Source organism: Streptomyces sp. NPDC052225 (genome assembly GCF_040679615.1).
GTDB lineage: Bacteria > Actinomycetota > Actinomycetes > Streptomycetales > Streptomycetaceae > Streptomyces.
This window is the reverse complement of the sequence record NZ_JBFAVD010000010.1, coordinates 25,110-42,658: the sequence shown is the minus strand read 5'-3', so window position 1 is coordinate 42,658 and position 17,549 is coordinate 25,110. Positions and strand designations below refer to the sequence as shown.

The following is a 17,549-nucleotide window of genomic DNA, read 5'->3' as shown; positions in this document are numbered from 1 at the left end:
GCGTTTGTCGGGCGACGCCCGAAATTCCGTCCGTCAGGCGACGCCGGCGTTGAGGAAGATGCCGCCGTCGACGACGAGCGTCTGCCCGGTGATCCAGTCGGACTGCGCCGAGGTGAGGAACGCGGCGGCGCCGCCGATGTCCTCGGGCACGCCGAGCCGGCCCAGCGGGTAGGCGGCCGCGGCCTCGGCCTCCCGGCCCTCGTACAGGGCCTGCGCGAACTTGGTCTTCACGACGGCCGGGGCGATCGAGTTGACCCGCACCTTCGGCGCGAACTCGTGCGCCAGCTGGAGCGTGAGGTTGACCATGGCGGCCTTGCTCATGCCGTACGCGCCGATGAACGGCGAGGCGGAGACGCCGGCCACGGACGCGATGTTCACGATCGCGCCGCCGTTCTCCTTCTGCCACGCCTTCCACGTCTGCTGCGCGAAGCCGAGCGCGGAGATCACGTTGGTCTCGAAGACCTTGCGTGCCACGTTCAGGTCCAGCTCGGCGATCGGCCCGAACACCGGGTTCGTACCGGCGTTGTTGACCAGGAAGTCGACCCGGCCGAACGCCTCCATGGTGCGCTCGACGGCAGCGGCCTGGTGCGCCTCGTCGTGCGCCTTGCCCGCCACGTAGATGACGCGCTCGGAGCCGAGGGCCTCGACGGCCTCCTTGAGGGCGTCCTCGCCGCGGCCGGTGATGCAGACGCGGTCGCCGCGCGCGACGAGGGCCTCGGCGATGCCGTAGCCGATGCCGCGGCTGGCGCCGGTGACGAGGGCGACGTTCCCGGACAGCGCAGGGAGTTCAGCAGTGCTCATGTCGGTGTCCCCCGGCCTTAGTTGAGCGGCCCGCCGGCCACGTACATGACCTGGCCGGAGACGAAGCCGGCGGCCTCGCCGGTGAAGAAGGCGATGGCGTTGGCGATGTCCTCGGGCTTGCCGACGCGCTGCACCGGGATCTGCGTGGCGGCCGCGGCCTGGAACTCCTCGAAGCCCATGCCGACGCGCTCGGCGGTGGCCTTGGTCATCTCGGTGACGATGAAGCCGGGGGCGACGGCGTTGGCGGTGACGCCGAACTTGCCGAGCTCCTTGGCGAGGGTCTTGGTGAAGCCCTGGAGACCGGCCTTGGCGGTGGCGTAGTTGGCCTGGCCGCGGTTGCCGAGCGCCGAGGACGACGACAGGTTCACGATGCGGCCGAACTTGGCGTCCACCATGTGCTTCTGGACGGCCTTCGCCATCAGGAACGCGCCGCGCAGGTGCACGTTCATGACGGTGTCCCAGTCCAGGGCGCTCATCTTGAACAGCAGGTTGTCGCGGAGCACACCGGCGTTGTTGACCAGGATGGTCGGCGCGCCGAGCTCCTGCGCGATGCGCGCGACGGCGGCCTCGACCTGCGCCTCGTCGGCGACGTCGCAGCCGACGGCAAGGGCCTTGCCACCGGCGGCGGTGATCTTCTCGACGGTGTCCTTGCAAGCGGCCTCGTCGAGGTCGATCACGGCGACGGCGCGGCCCTCTTCGGCCAGACGGATCGCGGTCGCGGCGCCGATGCCGCGCGCGGCTCCCGTGACGATCGCTACGCGCTGCTCAGTGGTGGACATGCTCTTCGGTCTCCTCGCCCTAGAGGTGCGGCCACACCCCGGATGAGGTGAGCGACCGCTTAGTACCCTGTGCGTGTGACGCTAGAAGCCCTGGCACCCGGTGTCAACGTACCCACCGGGTGCCCCTGATCACTCAGCGCACCAACAGGTCGAGCAGACGCTCCGCCTCCGCGGCCGGATCTGCGGTCAGGCCGGTGTGCACGGGCCCCGGCTGCACCACGGTCGAGCGCGGCGCGACAAGCCAGCGGTAGCGCCGGCCGGCATCGTCCTCACCGGCCTGACCTGCGGCGTCTCCCCCGGCACAGTGCCGCTCGACGGCGCCGAGCAGCGCGCGCACCCCGGCCACGTCGGCCTCGGGGTCCAGCGCGCGCAGCCGCGCCTCGTCGAGGTGGGTGAGCGCGGTGACGTAGGACTTTGCGCGGCAGTACACGATCACGCCGGCGTTCATCTGCTCCCCGCGCTCGATGCGCGGCACCACGCGCAGCAGGGCGTACTCGAAGACGTGACGCTCACTCACCGGCCGGCTCCTCGGTCACCCAGCCCGGCGTCCGCCGGGTGCTGCTCGCGGCGCGCTCGGGCAGCGCGATCCGTTCATGGATGGTGGCGGCGCGTTCGAGCAGCGTCTCGACGTACGCGCGGCGCACCGCGTCCGGGCCGTCGAACCCGGGCTCGTCGACGAGCCACACGTCGGGCACGGCGGCGGCCGCATCGGCGAGCGTCTCTGCGGTCACGAGCGGCGCGAGTGCGGTGGCGGCCGCGGCGACGTCGGGCCCGAACGGCGCGAGGGCGTGGTCACCGGCGTCGTACGCCTTGCCCGCCCAGGCGGCCGCGCCGCGCCAGTTGTGGTGCCAGATCATGGAGGCCCCGTGGTCGATGAGCCACAAGTCCCCCTGCCAGACCAGCATGTTGGGGTTGCGCCAGGACCGGTCGACGTTGTTGATCAGCGCGTCGAACCAGACGATCCGCCCGGCCTCCAGCGGATCGACGGTGTACGCGAGCGGGTCGAAGCCGAGCGCGCGCGGCAGGAACCGCATCCCGAGGTTGGTGCCGCCGCTCGCCTTGAGCAGCTCCTGCACCTCCGGATCGGGTTCGCCCAGGCCGATGACCGGGTCGAGGTCGAGGGCGACGAGATCGGGCACCCGGAAGCCGAGCCGCCGGGCGAGCCGCCCGCAGATCACCTCGGCGACGAGCGTCTTGCGGCCCTGCCCCGCGCCGGTGAACTTCATGACGTACGGAGCGAGGTCGTCCGCTTCCACCAGTCCGGGCAACGATCCGCCCTCGCGCAAGGGCGTGACATATCGGGTCACTGCAACTTCTGCCAGCATCGTCCGAGGCTATACGGCCACGGGCGCGCCCCCGGACCGTGGACCGCAGCCCTGGCCTTGTCCTGACATATGCACGTACGGACGTGCGGGCTTACTGAGGAGTGCGGCATACTGTCGTCGTTTCGCAGCAGCGCCCTGGAGGGTGACGTGGAGTCGATCGCCAAGCTGATCACCATCGACCGGAGCAGCCCGGTCCCGCTGTACTTCCAGTTCGCTCAGCAACTGCAACAGCTCATCGAGTCCGGCGTGCTGCCGCCCGGCACCCGGCTGAGCAACGAGATCGCGCTCGCCGACCAGTTCGGGCTCTCCCGCCCGACCATGCGGCAGGCCATGCAGCACCTCGTCGACAAGGGCCTCCTCGCCCGCAAGCGCGGGGTGGGCACCCAGGTCGTCACCAACCGGATCCGCCGCCATGTCGAGTTCTCCAGCCTGTACGAGGACCTGGAGCGCGACGACCGCCACCCGCGGACCACGGTGCTCTCGGTGGCGACCCGGCCGGCCGACGCCGAGGTCGCGGCGGCCCTGCGGCTCGACGAGGGCGCCGACGTCCTGGCCGTGGAGCGGCTCCGGTTCGCCGACGACCAGCCCATCGCGCTGATGCGCAATCACCTTCCGGCCGGCCTGGTCGCCGTGACCGCCGAGGCCCTGGCCGAGGGCGGCCTGTACCAGCTGCTACGCGGCTCCGGCGTGGATCTGCGCTCGGCCCGGCAGGCCATCGGGGCCCGGCGGGCGACCGCCGCCGAGGCCAAGCTGCTCGACGAGACCCGCGGCGCCACGCTGCTGACCATGACGCGCACCGCGTACGACGACGCCGGGACGCCGGTCGAGTACGGCACGCATGTCTACCGGGCCTCGCGCTATTCCTTCGAGATGACCGTCGCGGCCCGCTGACGCGCCGACAACTCCCTCGATGGGGTGACAGGACGGGCCCCACGACGCCGATGGGCGGGAGCCCCGGCCAAAAGATCGCAGAGTGGTTGAACGTCACGGGATCACGGCCCGTACGTACAGGAAAGCCGCCACGGATCCAGGCCCGGCCCATCGAAGGGAACGCACAGCATGACTGCTTCACAGGAGACCGCTCCGCTCGGCCCCTCCCCGTCCCGCCGCAGCGTCGTCGCGGCGGTCGGTGCCGTCGGGATCGCCGCGGCGCTCACCGCGTGCGGCAGCGACTCGGACAGCGACACGTCCGCGCCCGCGGGCAACGCGTCGTCGGGCGGCGACGAGCAGGGACAGGAACTCGCCAAGACCTCGGACATCCCGGAGGGCGGCGGCAAGATCTTCGCCGACGCGGGGGTCGTGGTGACGCAGCCGACGAAGGGGCAGTTCAAGGGGTTCACCAACATCTGCACGCACAAGCAGTGCCCGGTGACCAAGGTCGAGGGCGGCACCATCAACTGCCCGTGCCACGGCAGCAAGTTCTCGATCGAGGACGGCAGCGTGAAGCACGGCCCCGCGACGCAGCCGCTCGGCGAGAAGAAGATCACGACGAGCGGGGACTCGATCAGCCTCGCCTAGGCTGCTTCCACGCCCGCAGCACGTCCTGTGCCGTCGTGACCGTGGCGACCAGGGCGAGGGTGTTGCGGATCATCGCCGGGGTGTAGTCGGAGGGCACCCCGGCGATCGCGTCCCGCGGGACGGCGACGGTGTAGCCGAGGTTCACGGCGTCGAAGACGGCGTTGGGTATCGCTACGTTGGCGGAGACGCCGGTGACGAGCAGCGTGCGGCAGCCGAGGTTGCGCAGGAGAGGGTCGACGTCGGTGCCGGCGATCGGGGAGAGTCCGTGCAGCCGCCGTACGACGATGTCCTCGTCCGCGACCTCGATCGGGGGCGCGATCCGCACCGCCTTCGATCCCGACAGCTGTTGTACGGGGAGGCGTTCGGCGGCGCGGAAGAGGCGCCCGTTGCGGTTGGCGCCGCGGCCGTCGGGGCGGCGTTCGGCGACGGCGTGCATCACCTGCACCCCGCTCTCGTGGGCGGCGGCGACGAGCCGGGCGATCCGGGCGAGCGCGCCCGACGACCGTGCCTCCTTGGCGAGTTCGGGCAGCGCGCTGTCGGTGCCGACGACCCCTTGCTGGCACTCGACGGTCAGTAGCACCGTGCTCGCCGGGTCGAGCAGGTCGGCCAGTTCCTCCTGCGACGGCATGACTCCCCCTGAACGTCGGCGACTTCGGGCTGCTGGACCCTAACCAGCATTGCGCGCGGACGGAAGAGGCCGCATGCTGCCATCTGACGTAGCGTCAATTCAGGGATGAGGGAGCGCACATGGCCGACAGCCAGCGCCGGGGCCGCAGGATCATGATGACGCCGCAGGAGCTGGAGGCGTTCCTCGCCGAGCAGCGCACCTGTCGTGTCGCCACGGTGTCACCGGACGGCACTCCGCATGTCAGCCCGCTCTGGTTCCTGTGGGACGGCACGTCGCTGTGGCTGTACTCCCTGTCCCGCAGCCGCCGTTGGGCCGATCTGCGGGCCGACGGGCGGATCGCGGTGGTGGTCGACGCGGGCGAGGAGTACGGGGAACTGCGTGGCGTCGAGCTGTCCGGGCGCGTCGAGTTCGTCGGGGAGTCTCCCCGTACGGGCGAGCCGTGCCCCGAACTCGACGCCGCCGAGAAGCAGTTCGCGCAGAAGAATTTCGGCATGCCGGAGATGGTGTACGACGGGCGGCACGCCTGGGCCCGGCTCACCCCGGACAAGATCGCGTCGTGGGACTTCCGGAAGCTCGCGGGGCTGTAGCCGTCAGGCGGGGCCCGCCAGGCGTCCCAGATCCGCCCCGGCCTTCTGCAGCGCGTCGACCGCGGCCCTGATCGACGGCCGCCGGTCGGCGTCCGTGCGCCAGACCACGTAGACATGGCGTCGCACCTGCTGGCGGACGGGGACCGTCACCACGCCCTCCGGCACCGGATTGCGGCCGAGAAGAGGGGCCACGCACACGCCCAGCCCTGCGGCCACCAGGCCGAGTTGGGTGTGGGTCTCGGCGGCGCGATGGCCGACCTGCGGTTCGATGCCCTTGGCGCGCAGGGTGAAGAGCAGCCACTCGTGGCAGAACTCGCCCTCGCCCCAGGTGATCCACTCGTCGTCCGCGAAGTCCTCGAGGCCGACCTCGGCGCGGCCCGCGAGCGGATGGCCGACGGGCATGGCGACGTCGGCCGGGTCGTCCATGATGCTCGCCTTGGCCAGGCCGTCGGGCAGCGGCATCGGCTTGTTGTACCAGTCCAGGACGACGGCCAGGTCGAGGTCGCCGCGCATCACTCCGGCGACCGCGGCCTCCGGCTCCAACTCCTGCGAACGCACGCGCAGTTGGGGGTGAGCGCGGCGCAGCGCGGAGAGCGCGGCGGGGAACAGTCCGCGCGCGGCCGTCGGGAACGCGGAGAGCCGCAGCTCCCCCACGACCTGACCGCGCTGCGCCTCCAGGTCGGCCTGGGCCAGCTCGACCTGGGACAGGATCCGCGCGGAGTGCTCGGCGAGCAGCCGCCCCGCGTCGGTGAGCCGCACGCCGCGCCCGTGCTTGGCGAGGAGCTGCTGGCCCGCCTCGCGCTCCAGTTTCGACATCTGCTGCGAGACGGCGGACGTCGTGACGTGCAGCGCCTCGGCGGCGCCGCTGACCGAGCCGTACCGGGCGAGCGCGTCGAGCACGCGCAGCCGCTCCAGATTCAACATGTAAGCGATACTAAGCGATACCGAGCAAGAAATCTCGCTTGTGCTACGAGGAAGGCGGGCGGCACGCTTACGCCATGAGCACCGTCACCGCGCCCGGCACCGGCGTCACGACCGGCATCACGACCGCCCCCTCCCGCCGCACCCTCGACTGGCGCCTGCGGTTCGGCGTACTCGCCCTCATCTGGGGCTTCAGCTTTCTCCTCATCAAGGTGGGCACGGACGGCTACGCCCCACTCCAAGTGACGTTCGGGCGGCTGCTGTTCGGCACGCTGGTGGTCGCGGCGGCGATGGCCGTGAAGCGCGAGGGCCTGCCGCGCGGCGCCCGTACCTGGAGGCATCTGGCGGTCGCGGCGCTCCTGCTCAACGCCCTCCCTTTCTCCCTGTTCGCCTTCGCCGAGGAGTCGATCCCCTCGACGCTGGCCGGCATCTGCAACGCGACGTCCCCGCTGTGGGGCATGGCGCTCTCCCTGGTCGCCCTCTCCGAGGACCGGCCGACCCGGCGCCGGGTCGCGGGCCTCGGCATCGGCTTCCTCGGAGTCCTCACGGTCCTCGGTGTCTGGCAGGGCTTCCACGGCCTGGACGTGACCGGCACGGCGCTGGCACTGCTCGCCTCGCTCAGCTACCCGGTCGGCTGGATCTACGTCCGCCGCACGCTGGCGAACACCGGCAACTCGCACCTGTCGATGATCGGCGCCCAGCTGCTCCTGGCCACCGTCCAACTGGCCGTCGTCACCCCGCTGTTCACGTCCTGGCCGCACCGGTTCTCCGTCGTGCCGCTGCTGGCGATCGCCGCCCTGGGCACACTCGGCACCGGCCTGGCGTTCCTCATCCAGTACGGCCTGGTCGCCGAGGTCGGCCCGACGACGGCGCAGATGGTCACCTACTTCGTCCCGGTCATCGCGACCGCCGCCGGCGTCGCCGTGCTCGGCGAGTCGCTGAGCTGGTCGACGCCGGTCGGCGCCGTGATCGTCCTTGCGGGCGCCGCGCTCACCCAGTCGCGGCCCCGCGTCCGCAAGGAAACGCCACCTCAGGCGTAGTGCCTGACCGGCGCCGGGCCGGTGGCGGACGCGACAGCGTCGGCCACCGGCCCGATGTCGTCCATGCCGAGGCGCGACACGGTGATCCGCACCCCCGGTCCCGCGTTCATCCGGAACCGGGCCCCGGGCGCGACCGCCCACCCCGCGTGCAGCAGTCGCGCCACCGCGCCGGTCTCGTCCGGCACGGGGATCCACACGTTCATGCCGCTGCGCCCGTGCGCCTCGACGCCCCGCTCGGCGAGCGCCGCGATCAGGGCGTCGCGCCGCTTCCCGTACGAGGCCGCGACCGCCGGGGGGTCGACGGCGCCGTCCGCCCACAGTCCCGCGACCGCCCGCTGCACGATGCGGCTGACCCAGCCGGGGCCGAGCCGCTGCCTGCCGCGCACCCGGTCGACCGTGTCGGCGTCGCCGGTGAGGACGGCGAGCCGCAGATCGGGCCCGTACGCCTTGGCCACCGAGCGCACGAACGCCCAGTGGTGCGTGACCCCGGCCAGCGGGTGCAGCGGCAGATCGACGATGCCGTGCCCGTGGTCGTCCTCGATGAGCAGGACCTCCCGGTGCGCGGCGAGGACCTCGCGCAGCGCGTTCGCCCGCGCCGGACTCACCGCCGCCCCGGTCGGGTTCTGCGCGCGGTCGGTCACCACGAGGGCCCGCGCGCCGTCGCGCAGCGCCCGCTCCACGTCGTCCGGCAGCGGCCCGTCGTCGTCGACGCCGACCGGGACGACCCGCAGTCCGAGCGCCGGCACGAGGTCGAGCATGCTGCCCCAGCCCGGGTCCTCGACGGCGACCGCGTCCCCCGCCTTGAGGTGCACCGCGAGCACCCGCTCGATCGCGTCGAGCGACCCGGCCGCCACCGCGACGGCCCCCGCGGGCACCCCGTCGGCGTCGAACCCGGCCCGCGCGCGGCGGACCAGCTCCGGCTCCAGGGAGTCGTCCCCGTAGAGGACCGGCTCCTTGTCGGCGACGGTCGCCGCGGCCGTGAACGCCTCGACCAGCGAGGGCAGCAGCGCGGTGTCGGGATTCCCGTCCGCCACGTCCCGTACGCCGTCCGGCACGTCCACCCGGATGTGCTCGCGCGCGGTCGTCGCCGGCTTCGGGCGTACGCGACTGCCGCGCCGCCCGGCCGTCTCGATGACCCCGCGCTCGCGCAGGGTCCGGTACGCGGCCGCGACCGTGTTGGGGTTCACCCCGAGCCGCTCGGCCAACTCCCGCATCGGAGGCAGCAGTTGACCCGGCTCCAGGCCGCCGTCGGCCACCGCGCGTTCGACGCTCGCGGAAATCTCTGCTGCGCGACGCCCTTTGATCGGATACTCTCCTAGCACAAAACACAGTTTGCACTAATGCAATGGAGTACGCAACATGAGTGTCGCTGCCCAGGAGCCCCGGCAGACCCAGGACCAGTCCCCCGCCGACGCGTACGCGCCGACCGAGCGCACGGTGCCGACCCGCTCCAAGGAACGCGCCGCCTACGACAAGGAAGCGGTGCACGCGATACTCGACGAGGCGTACGTCTGCCACCTCGGCTTCGTGCGCGACGGCGCCCCGGTCGTGCTGCCTACGCTGTACGGGCGGGTGGGCGAGCGGCTCTACGTGCACGGCTCGACGGGTTCGCGGCCGCTGCGGATGGCCGGACAGCAGGACCCGGGCCTCGCGGTCTGTCTCACGGTGACGCATGTGGACGGCCTGGTCCTCGCCCGGTCCGCGTTCCACCACTCCATCAACTACCGCTCCGTGGTGGTCCACGGCACCGCGCACCAGGTCACCGACCCGGACGAGAAGCGGCTCGCGCTCGACGCGCTGGTCGACCACGTGGTGCCGGGCCGGTCCGCCGACTCGCGGCCCGCGAACGCGAAGGAGCTCGCGGCGACGGCCGTGCTCAGCCTCGACCTCGCGGAGGTCTCGGCGAAGGTGCGCACCGGCGGCGTGAACGACGAGCCCGAGGACCTCGCCCTGCCGCACTGGGCCGGCGTGGTCCCGCTCCGGCGCGCCTACGGCACGCTGCTCCCGGACGCCGACCTGAGCGACGGCATCGAGGTCCCCGCCTACCTGCGGGACCTGTGATGCTGATCCACCCCTGGGACGCCGCGCGCGACGCCGCCGAGTGGCAACAGTGGCTCGCCGCCCACGACTTCGGGCAGCTCGCGGTGAACGGACTGCCGGGCGAGCCGCCCTTCGTGCAGCCGATGCACTTCGCGTACGCGCCCGGCTCCGGGGCCGGGGCCGGGACCGGATTCGGCGAGGTGGTAGCCCACCTCGCCCGCCCCAACCCGGTGTGGCCGGCGCTCGCGGCGAACCCCGATGTGCTGCTCAGTGTCGTCGACGACTACGCGTTCGTCCCGGGCCCGTGGCAGGCGCCACCCGGCGTCCCGGCCGAGCACGGGACGCCGACCAGCGTCTACACCGCGGTCCAACTCCGCTGCACCGCCGAGGTGGTGGACGACCCGGAGCTGAAGGCCGAGCTCCTGAACCGCCAGGTCGGCCACTTCCAGGAACCCGGCACCTCGGTCCCGGTCGCCGCCGGCGAAGCCCCGTACGGCCGCATGCTGCCCGGCATCCGGGTCCTGCGCCTGCGGGTGACCGACGTACGCGCCAAGTTCAAGTACGCGGGCCACAAGCCGGAAGAGGTCAAGGACCGCATCGCACAGGGCCTCGCCGAACGCGGCGGCCCCCGCGACGCCGGCGCCCTGGCGATGCAGCGCCGCCGCCGCGAGGACGCGTAGTTCACGCCGTGGACCGGGCCTCCGCCACCGCGAGGCCCGCCACCGCGGCCAGCATCAGAGCCGTGCCCGCCACGGTCGCCGCCGTGAGCCGCTCGCCCAGCAGGGTCACGGCGATCAGGGCGGCCCCGACCGGTTCGAGCAGCATGATCACGGACACGGTCGCGGAGCGCACGACGGCCGCGCCCGCGAAGTACAGGGCGTAGGCGAGCGCGGTCGGCACCGACGCGACGTACGCCAGCAGACCCAGCGTCTCCAGGACGTGGTCCGTCCGCACCACGAGGCCCTCGGCCGCCCCGAACGGCAGCAGCGCGAGCGACGCGACCGCGAACGTGCCCACGGTCGTGCCGAGTTGATCGCCGCTGCGCCCGTCGCGCCCGAACCAGCGGGTGAGCAGCGTCATCACCGCGTACCCCGCCGCGGACGCGACGGCCCACGCCACCCCTGCCGGCCGCACGGTCGCGCCCCCGCCGCCGAGGACCAGGACGGCGAGTCCGGCGAGCGCGCCCCCGACGGCGACGAGACCGCCGGCGCCGAGCCGCTCCCCCATCAGAAGCCGGGCGCCGACCGCGATGAGCACAGGCCCCGCGCCCAGCGTGACGACGGTGGCGACGGCGAGCCCGGTCACGCCGACCGCGGCGAAGTACGCGGTCTGGAACACGGCGAGCGCGAGCCCGAGCACGGCCAGGCGGACGGCTTTGCGGCCCCGCGGCTCACGGGACGCCGCGACGGGCGTACGACGAAACAGCCGCGCCGCGAGCAGCAGCACGAGCCCGCCCGCGCACCGCCAGAACGACAGGGCGGCGGGCCCGAGGTCGCTCACCCGGAACACGAGGGAGGCGGCGGCGCCCGCGGTGCCCCAGGCGACACCGGCGACGATCAGGTACAACAGGCCGCGCGCGACCGGCGGTTCAGGCGCGGCGAGAGAGCTTTCGGCAGAAGGGACAGCAGGCACGGCAGAGCCGGCCGAGACAGCGTTCGACACGTGGTTCTCCACGGAAGAGGGCCCCGCACGGACGGCGGGGGCCGGGGACACGGACCGTCGACGGCGGACAGCCGTGTCCGGCCCGGGGAGGTGACACTCACTCCCCGGGCGCACCGACGGCCCGCACGGGACCCCGGCGGGCCGGCCGTCTCAGAGGACGACCGGCACCCGTCCGAGGCCGCTCAGCGGACCGGCGGCGGAAGAATCAGCCAACACGCATGCATGATCCGCACCTTAGACAGCACCCCCGGACCGGGACAACGCGTTTTCCGGCTGGGCCGCGGCCGGGTCCTCGGGCGTCCGCGCCGGCTTCGACGACTGCGCGATGAACGCCCCGACCAGCACGACCGCCCCGCCGAACAATTGCGGCGCCGACAGGTGCTCGCCCAGCAGGATCCAGGCCAGCACGGTCGCGATGACCGCCTCCAGGCAGGCCACGACCCCGGCCACCTGCGGCGACAGCTTCCGCACCGACACCACTCCGGTGATGTAGGCGACGACCGTGGCGAGCAGCACGATCCAGCACAGCAGCAGCCAGGCCGGCACCGACGTCCCGTTCATGGAGGCGCTGCCCGCGAGCACCGACCAGTCCATGCCCCAGGGCCGCGCGATGACGGTGAGCACGACGGCGCCGATGAGCAGCCCGTACGCGATGACGCCGAGCGGGTCCGGCACCTCGCCCCCGGAGGACCCCGCGTCGCTGCCCTGGTCGGACAGGACGAAGTAGCCGACCTGGCAGCAGGCGGCGCCGAGCGCGAGCAGCAGTCCGAGCGCGTCGAAGCTCAGCCCGGACCAGACCTCGACGACGCAGGCGAGACCGCCGACCGCGAGGACGACACCGAGCGCGGCGGCCCGCGTCACCGGCTTGCGCTGCACGAACCGGACCCAGCCGAGGACGAGCGCGGGCGCCAGGTACTCGATGAGCAGGGCGACGCCGACCGGGATACGCGAGATCGCCGCGAAGTAGCAAGCCTGGACGCCGGCGACGGCGAGCAGTCCGAATCCGGCGAGCAGCAGCGGCCGGCTGCGCACCAGAGCCCGGTGCCGCCAGGCGACGGGCAGCATCACGAGCGCGGCGCCCGCGACCCGCAGCCACACCACGTAGAGGGAGTCGAGCCCCGCTTCGATCAGCGGTTTCGCGGCCACCCCCGAACCGCCGAAGGCGAGCGCGGAGACCAGGGCGAGCCCGAGCCCGAAGCCGCGACCGCCGGTTTCCTGATGTCCCTGAGACCCCTTTGACCCCTGCACCGGCACATCATGACAGGACCGGTCAGGAGCGTCACCCCCGATGACCCCTGTCTCATCAGATGGAACCGAGCCCCTGGCAGGGTCAGTGGAGCCGCTGTCGCAATTGCCCCACATCGACCCCGGCCCGGCCGAGCACCTCGACGGCCCGGGACTCTCCGTCGTCCGCGAGCGCCGCCAGCACGTCCACGCCACGGGCCCGGCCGTCGCCCCGGAGCACGGCGCGCTCGGCGCCCGCCTCCATCGCGGCGGCCGCGACGGGCGACCAGCCCGGGGCGCCCCCGACGACCGGCACGGCGCCGGAGTCCTCGACGGCACCCTGCCACTGGAGCCCGTAGCCGATGCTGCGCTGCACGAGATAGCCGAGGAGCTTGGCGACCTGCCCGCCGTCGGCGAAGGCGTCGCGCACCTCGGGATCGGTCTCCAGGAGGGAGTGCAGCAGGTGCGCGGTGTCGATCTGCCGGTCCCCGTCCCGCACCGCCCGGCGCCGGGCCCCCGCGACCACCGCCGCCAGCTCGTCGGTGAGCGGCACGTCGAGCGGCTCTTCTTCGCGGGTACGGCCGTGCGCGGATGCGTCCGACGGGGTAGGGCTTTGCACGTACCCCACCCCATCAGGCCGGATCCACACGAACATCCCCGCGGGGAACCATCTTCGCGTCCGACACAAGGTGGGCACGGACGATCGCCTCCTCCTCCTTACGGATGAGATCGCGCCGTTCGTCCCCGAGGGGCGCGCACCGCCTTGCCCCGCGCCCCGAGCGCAACCACGACCCCCGCGCCGCTCGTCCGTCACAGTCATGGAGAGCAGGTGCTGGCTCGTGGCCCTGCCCGCGATCGACGGCCGGTGTTACGTGTACCGCGTGTACGCCCCGGACGACGCGTTGCTCGCCGACCTGTTCTGGGAGGCCTGGCACTGCCACGACGAGGGGCCGTACCCGCGCGCGTACGACCTCTTCGACGCCGCGGAGATCGAACGCGTGGGCTGAGCGCCGCGGCCGCGACCATTCCTGACGGTTCATCAGTATTGAATGTTCGAGCCCTTACGGCTACGTTCCGCGACGAAGCGACACCGTGACACCGCGACACCGCGACACCGGGCTCTCGACGCAGTTCTCGACACAAAGGGGTGGCCGCATGGCCGAAGTCAGCGCGGAAGCACGCATCGACGCGCCCACCGAGAAGGTCTGGGCGACGCTCACCGACTTCTCCCGGTACGGGGAGTGGAACGCCACCCACACGAACTTCCCCAAGGGCGCCCCGGCCTCCCTCGAGGTCGGCGGGCAGTTCGAGGAGAACATGAAGCTGATGGGCTTCCCGGCCGAGGTCACCTGGACCGTCGAGGACCTGGAAGCGGCCCGCACCCTCGCGATCAGGGGCAAGGGCCCGATGGGCGTGAACGTCGGCACCCGCTACACCCTCACCCCGGACGGCGACGCCACGACGGTCCGCATCGACGGCGAGTTCACCGGCGCCGCGGTCTCGCTCATGGCGGGCAAGCTGAAGGACTCGGCGACCGCGGCGCTCAACGAGTCGCTGCGCAAACTGGCCGGCCTGACCGCCTGACCCCGTACGCGCACGAACCTGACCCCGTACGCACACGAAGAGGCGCCCCGCACATCGCGCACGGGACGCCTCTTCTTCGTTCTGTTCGCTCTGCCGTCCGGCTGAGCCCGCATGGGGCTCAGTCCTCGTCGGCGAGGATCAGGTACAGCTTCTTGCGCGCGTCGGTGATGACGGACAGCGCCTTGTCGCGCTGCTCCTTGCTCCCGGTCTTCCAGACCTGCCCGAACGCCTCCATCAGACCGAAGCCGGCCTGCCGGATCTCGTTCATGGCCTCCCAGTCGACGCCGCGACCGGCCTCCTCCCACGGGGCGTCGGGCCCCTCGTCGGCGGCGGTGCGACCGGCGTCGGTGAGCGAGAAGAGCTTCTTGCCGGCCTCGCTGGCGCTGACGATCAGGCCCTCGTCCTCCAGCAGCTGGAGCGTCGGGTAGACCGAGCCGGGGCTCGGCTTCCACGCGCCGCCGCTGCGCTCGGCGATCTCCTGGATCATTTCATAGCCGTGCATCGAGCGGTCCTTGAGCAGGGCCAGGATCGAGGCCCGCACGTCACCGCGCCGCGCCCGTCCACGAGGCCCGCCGCCACCGCGCCCGCGCCCGCCCCAGGGGCCGGGGCCGCCGCCGGGACCGAACCCGCCGGGCCCGAAGGGCCCGAACGCGCGCCGGCCCTCGAAGCCGCCGCGGCCTTCCGCGTGCGGCCCGTGGTGGCCGTGATGTCCATGTCCGTGTTCGTATCCATGGGTACGCATGAGAATCAGTCCTTTCCTGACTGTTCACGGCGATCCGGACCTGAATCCGGATCACTCATATCGTTGAACGCGATCATCAACCGATCGCGATGCCTCAACGATATATCGGAACTGTTCGCATGACAACCCCTTGCCCGACCACTGCCACGCGGAGCCGAGACCCGGCACCCGCGGCCGTACGGCTGGTTCGGCCTCTGGACGGCTGAGGAAAGCCGCGTCAGCAGGAGGCCCGGGCCGCCGCCGCGAGATGGTCGCGTACGCGCTCGACGTCGGGGTTCGTGGAGACGCCCGGACGCTGCACGAGGTAGCCGGTGTTGATCGGCGGGTCCTCGGGGTCGTCGAGGAGGACCAGCGCGCCCGAGGCCAGTTCCGCCTCGCACAGGTAGCGCGGCAGCACGCCGAATCCGGCGCCCGCGACGACCGTGGACTTCACGGCCCGCAGGTCGGGCACGGTGACGGCGGCACGCCCGGTCAGGCGCTCGCCGAAGACGTGCCGCCAGTAGCGACGGACCATGGGCAGGTCCTCCGCGTACGCGACGAGCGGCACGGTGTGCAGAACGCCGGGGCCCTGCGCGGCCAGCGGCTCCGCGATCCGGTCGGCCCACACCGGAGCGGCGACCAGGACGAACTCCTCGTCCGCGAACAGCACCCAGTCCAGGGATCGCCCGCGGGGCCGCGTCGTGGAGACGACCAGGTCGTGGCGTCCGGCACGCAGCTCGTCCAGGAGCGGCTCGGTCAGGCCGAGGGTCACCCGCAGCCGCACCCCCTCGGCGACGAGCGGTGCGAGGGCCGGGAGCACGAAGGCGGACAGCAGCTCGGCGGGCCCCGCCAGGTGCACGGGTTCGGCGCGCGCCCCCTCGCCCGAGCCATGTCCCGCCGCCACGGCGAGCGCGTCGAAGGGCGCGGCGATACGGGCGGCCAGCTCGTCGGCGACCGCCGTCGGGGCGACACCCCGGGGCAGTCGCTCGAACAGCTCGCGCCGGGTCTGCCGCTCCAGGTTGCGGATCTGCAGGGTGACCGTGGGCTGCGACAGCCCCAGCGCCTGCGCCGCCGCGGTGAAGGACCCGAAGCGGTAGACGGCGAGGAAGGTGCGCAGGAGGTTGAGGTCGGGCGGGGCCGAGGGCGGGGCCTCGGCCGGGCCGCCGGAGTTGCTCTGGATCACACTCCGGAGCCTAGAAGACTCCCCCCATACCCGCCTTCGGCGGCCTATGGCCCTATTCCGCCGGATCCATGAGGTTTCCTATGGCAGGTATTGGACCTGTCATTGGTCACCGCCGGACGCGAGGCCTACGTTCGAGGACATCGCCGAACTGACACTTCGGACGCAGAACGTCAGCCGTGCCGACCCTGCCCACCGTGTCGACCGGCCTCCCCCTCAGAACCTCAGAGAAGAACACTCATGTCGAAGATCCTTTTCGTACTGACCGGCGCCGACCACTGGACGCTGGCCGACGGCACGCGGCACCCCACCGGCTTCTGGGCCGAGGAGGCCGTCGCCCCCTACGAGGCGTTCAAGGCCGCCGGTCACGAGATCGTCGTCGCCACCCCGGGCGGCGTCGTCCCCACCGTCGACCGGGGCAGCCTCGCGCCCGAGGTCAACGGCGGCCAGGAGGGCGCCGACCAGGTCACGGCCGCTCTCGCCGCGTTCACCGAACTCCGGTCGCCGATCCGCCTGGCGGACGTGCGGCTCGACGACTACGCGGCGGTCTTCTACCCCGGCGGCCACGGCCCGATGGAGGACCTCGCCGTCGACGCCGATTCCGGCAGGCTCCTCACCCTGGCCCTGGACAGCGGCAAGCCGCTCGGCGTGGTCTGCCACGGGCCGGCCGCACTGCTCGCCGCCACCAGGAGCGACGGCACGAACGCGTTCGCCGGCCGCGACGTGGCCGCGTTCACCAACGAGGAGGAGGTCCAGGGCGGGTTCGCCGACCGGGCGAAGTGGCTCCTGGAGACCCGCCTCGTCGAGGCCGGTGTGCACGTCGAGGCCGCCGAGCCGTGGCTGCCCCACGTCGTCGTCGACGGCAACCTCGTCACCGGCCAGAACCCCGCCTCGTCCGCGCCGCTCGCCGCCGAACTGCTCAAGAAGCTGGCCTGACCGCCATGGGAACCGACCGGCTCGACGAGGTCCTCGACGCGACGTACGACTGCCTGACCAGGTACGGCGTACGGCGCACCACGATGGACGACATCGCCGGCGCCATGGGCGTGTCCCGGTCCGCGGTCTACCAGTACGTGCGCAACAAGGACGACGCGGTCCGGCGGCTCGCCGAGCGGCTGTACGAGCAGGCGCTCGTCCGGGCCCGCAGGGCGGCGGCCGACACCGCTCTGCCCCACGCCGACCGGGTCCGCGGGGTGCTCACCGCCAAACTCGACCTCGTACTCGACCTGTCCGGGGACTCCCCGCACACCGCCGAGCTCCTCGACGAGAAGGTCCGTCTGCTCAGCGACATCTGCACGTCCTTCGTCGCCGAGCTGCGCACCCTGCTCACCGGCCTGTTCACCGAATCCGGCACCGTCGCCGGACTCGGACCCGCGCGAGCCGCGGACATCTGCATCGCGCTCGTCATGGGCCTGGAGCGCACGAAGGACGCCCGGGAGCTGCTGCCCCCGGCGTCGGACGCCCTCGTGACCGGTCTGATCGGCGCGCCCCCGCGCTGACCTCCCCTTTTCACCCCTGCTGCACCTTTCAGAGGATCAC

Annotated in this window: 22 protein-coding genes; 10 read left to right on the top strand and 12 right to left on the bottom strand. The window is 72.4% G+C overall.

The features are described from left to right. Window positions 1-33 precede the first annotated feature (33 nt). The 4 genes from AB0L37_RS16935 to AB0L37_RS16920 form a co-directional block, all read right to left on the bottom strand. Window positions 34-801, bottom strand: coding sequence for an SDR family oxidoreductase (locus AB0L37_RS16935; RefSeq protein WP_365505192.1), 768 nt, complete (start codon window positions 799-801; stop codon window positions 34-36). A gap of 17 nt (window positions 802-818) precedes the next feature. Then, window positions 819-1,580, bottom strand: coding sequence for a 3-oxoacyl-ACP reductase FabG (gene fabG, locus AB0L37_RS16930; protein WP_365505190.1), 762 nt, complete (start codon window positions 1,578-1,580; stop codon window positions 819-821). 133 nt (window positions 1,581-1,713) lie between these two features. After that, window positions 1,714-2,097 (bottom strand): DUF3037 domain-containing protein, encoded by a 384-nt coding sequence (locus AB0L37_RS16925; RefSeq protein ID WP_365505188.1) that lies wholly within the window; start codon window positions 2,095-2,097, stop codon window positions 1,714-1,716. After that, the gene (locus tag AB0L37_RS16920) at window positions 2,090-2,905 is read right to left on the bottom strand and encodes a HipA family kinase (protein ID WP_365505186.1); all 816 of its coding nucleotides are present in this window, start codon (window positions 2,903-2,905) and stop codon (window positions 2,090-2,092) included. Before AB0L37_RS16920 ends, AB0L37_RS16925 begins: the two co-directional genes overlap by 8 nt. Window positions 2,906-3,052: 147 nt before the next feature. Here AB0L37_RS16920 and AB0L37_RS16915 point away from each other — a divergent pair, with 147 nt between their 5' ends. Continuing rightward, window positions 3,053-3,796: a GntR family transcriptional regulator gene (locus AB0L37_RS16915; RefSeq protein WP_365505184.1), complete on the top strand. Its 744-nt coding sequence runs from the start codon at window positions 3,053-3,055 to the stop codon at window positions 3,794-3,796. Between the two features lie 168 nt (window positions 3,797-3,964). Further along, window positions 3,965-4,423 carry a Rieske (2Fe-2S) protein gene (locus AB0L37_RS16910; RefSeq protein ID WP_365505182.1) on the top strand — a complete coding sequence of 153 codons (459 nt, stop codon included), beginning with the start codon at window positions 3,965-3,967 and terminating at the stop codon, window positions 4,421-4,423. Here AB0L37_RS16910 and AB0L37_RS16905 read toward each other — a convergent pair. Continuing rightward, entirely contained in the window at window positions 4,410-5,051 is a 642-nt protein-coding gene (locus AB0L37_RS16905; protein ID WP_365505180.1) for a cysteine hydrolase, read from the bottom strand. The two genes, AB0L37_RS16910 and AB0L37_RS16905, sit on opposite strands and share 14 nt — an antisense overlap. A 119-nt stretch (window positions 5,052-5,170) precedes the next feature. Here AB0L37_RS16905 and AB0L37_RS16900 point away from each other — a divergent pair, with 119 nt between their 5' ends. Further along, complete coding sequence (locus tag AB0L37_RS16900) at window positions 5,171-5,638, top strand: pyridoxamine 5'-phosphate oxidase family protein (RefSeq protein ID WP_365505178.1); 468 nt, start codon at window positions 5,171-5,173, stop codon at window positions 5,636-5,638. A 3-nt stretch (window positions 5,639-5,641) separates the two neighbouring features. On the opposite strand, the gene AB0L37_RS16895 is transcribed toward AB0L37_RS16900, so the two are convergent. Continuing rightward, the gene (locus AB0L37_RS16895) at window positions 5,642-6,562 is read right to left on the bottom strand and encodes a LysR family transcriptional regulator (RefSeq protein WP_365505176.1); all 921 of its coding nucleotides are present in this window, start codon (window positions 6,560-6,562) and stop codon (window positions 5,642-5,644) included. A 74-nt stretch (window positions 6,563-6,636) separates the two neighbouring features. On the opposite strand from AB0L37_RS16895, the gene AB0L37_RS16890 reads away from it, so the two are divergent. Next, window positions 6,637-7,599 (top strand): DMT family transporter, encoded by a 963-nt coding sequence (locus AB0L37_RS16890; protein ID WP_365505174.1) that lies wholly within the window; start codon window positions 6,637-6,639, stop codon window positions 7,597-7,599. Here AB0L37_RS16890 and AB0L37_RS16885 read toward each other — a convergent pair. Then, window positions 7,590-8,921 (bottom strand): aminotransferase class I/II-fold pyridoxal phosphate-dependent enzyme, encoded by a 1,332-nt coding sequence (locus AB0L37_RS16885; RefSeq protein WP_365505172.1) that lies wholly within the window; start codon window positions 8,919-8,921, stop codon window positions 7,590-7,592. The genes AB0L37_RS16890 and AB0L37_RS16885 overlap by 10 nt on opposite strands. 37 nt (window positions 8,922-8,958) lie before the next feature. Here AB0L37_RS16885 and AB0L37_RS16880 point away from each other — a divergent pair, with 37 nt between their 5' ends. After that, window positions 8,959-9,660: a pyridoxamine 5'-phosphate oxidase family protein gene (locus AB0L37_RS16880; protein ID WP_365505170.1), complete on the top strand. Its 702-nt coding sequence runs from the start codon at window positions 8,959-8,961 to the stop codon at window positions 9,658-9,660. After that, window positions 9,660-10,319: an FMN-binding negative transcriptional regulator gene (locus tag AB0L37_RS16875; protein ID WP_365505168.1), complete on the top strand. Its 660-nt coding sequence runs from the start codon at window positions 9,660-9,662 to the stop codon at window positions 10,317-10,319. Before AB0L37_RS16880 ends, AB0L37_RS16875 begins: the two co-directional genes overlap by 1 nt. Before the next feature lies 1 nt (window position 10,320). Here AB0L37_RS16875 and AB0L37_RS16870 read toward each other — a convergent pair whose 3' ends face one another. From AB0L37_RS16870 to AB0L37_RS16860, 3 genes are all read right to left on the bottom strand, one after another. Beyond that, a complete protein-coding gene (locus AB0L37_RS16870; protein ID WP_365505630.1) occupies window positions 10,321-11,271 on the bottom strand; it encodes a DMT family transporter in 951 nt (316 codons plus the stop codon). 264 nt (window positions 11,272-11,535) lie between these two features. Further along, window positions 11,536-12,555 carry an EamA family transporter gene (locus tag AB0L37_RS16865; RefSeq protein ID WP_365505166.1) on the bottom strand — a complete coding sequence of 340 codons (1,020 nt, stop codon included), beginning with the start codon at window positions 12,553-12,555 and terminating at the stop codon, window positions 11,536-11,538. Window positions 12,556-12,631: 76 nt separating this feature from the next. Continuing rightward, window positions 12,632-13,144 (bottom strand): Clp protease N-terminal domain-containing protein, encoded by a 513-nt coding sequence (locus AB0L37_RS16860; protein ID WP_365505164.1) that lies wholly within the window; start codon window positions 13,142-13,144, stop codon window positions 12,632-12,634. Window positions 13,145-13,343: 199 nt separating this feature from the next. On the opposite strand from AB0L37_RS16860, the gene AB0L37_RS16855 reads away from it, so the two are divergent. Beyond that, complete coding sequence (locus AB0L37_RS16855) at window positions 13,344-13,532, top strand: hypothetical protein (RefSeq protein WP_365505162.1); 189 nt, start codon at window positions 13,344-13,346, stop codon at window positions 13,530-13,532. Between the two features lie 148 nt (window positions 13,533-13,680). Continuing rightward, window positions 13,681-14,109, top strand: coding sequence for an SRPBCC family protein (locus tag AB0L37_RS16850; protein ID WP_365505160.1), 429 nt, complete (start codon window positions 13,681-13,683; stop codon window positions 14,107-14,109). A gap of 118 nt (window positions 14,110-14,227) precedes the next feature. Here AB0L37_RS16850 and AB0L37_RS16845 read toward each other — a convergent pair whose 3' ends face one another. Together AB0L37_RS16845 and AB0L37_RS16840 are read right to left on the bottom strand one after the other, a co-directional pair. Beyond that, the gene (locus tag AB0L37_RS16845) at window positions 14,228-14,851 is read right to left on the bottom strand and encodes a PadR family transcriptional regulator (protein ID WP_365505158.1); all 624 of its coding nucleotides are present in this window, start codon (window positions 14,849-14,851) and stop codon (window positions 14,228-14,230) included. A gap of 217 nt (window positions 14,852-15,068) precedes the next feature. Beyond that, entirely contained in the window at window positions 15,069-16,013 is a 945-nt protein-coding gene (locus tag AB0L37_RS16840; RefSeq protein WP_365505156.1) for a LysR family transcriptional regulator, read from the bottom strand. 237 nt (window positions 16,014-16,250) lie between these two features. Between AB0L37_RS16840 and AB0L37_RS16835 the strand changes: the two genes are divergently transcribed. Continuing rightward, window positions 16,251-16,946: a type 1 glutamine amidotransferase domain-containing protein gene (locus tag AB0L37_RS16835; protein WP_365505154.1), complete on the top strand. Its 696-nt coding sequence runs from the start codon at window positions 16,251-16,253 to the stop codon at window positions 16,944-16,946. Between the two features lie 5 nt (window positions 16,947-16,951). Then, a complete protein-coding gene (locus AB0L37_RS16830; RefSeq protein ID WP_365505152.1) occupies window positions 16,952-17,509 on the top strand; it encodes a TetR/AcrR family transcriptional regulator in 558 nt (185 codons plus the stop codon). The last annotated feature ends 40 nt before the right edge of the window (window positions 17,510-17,549 follow it).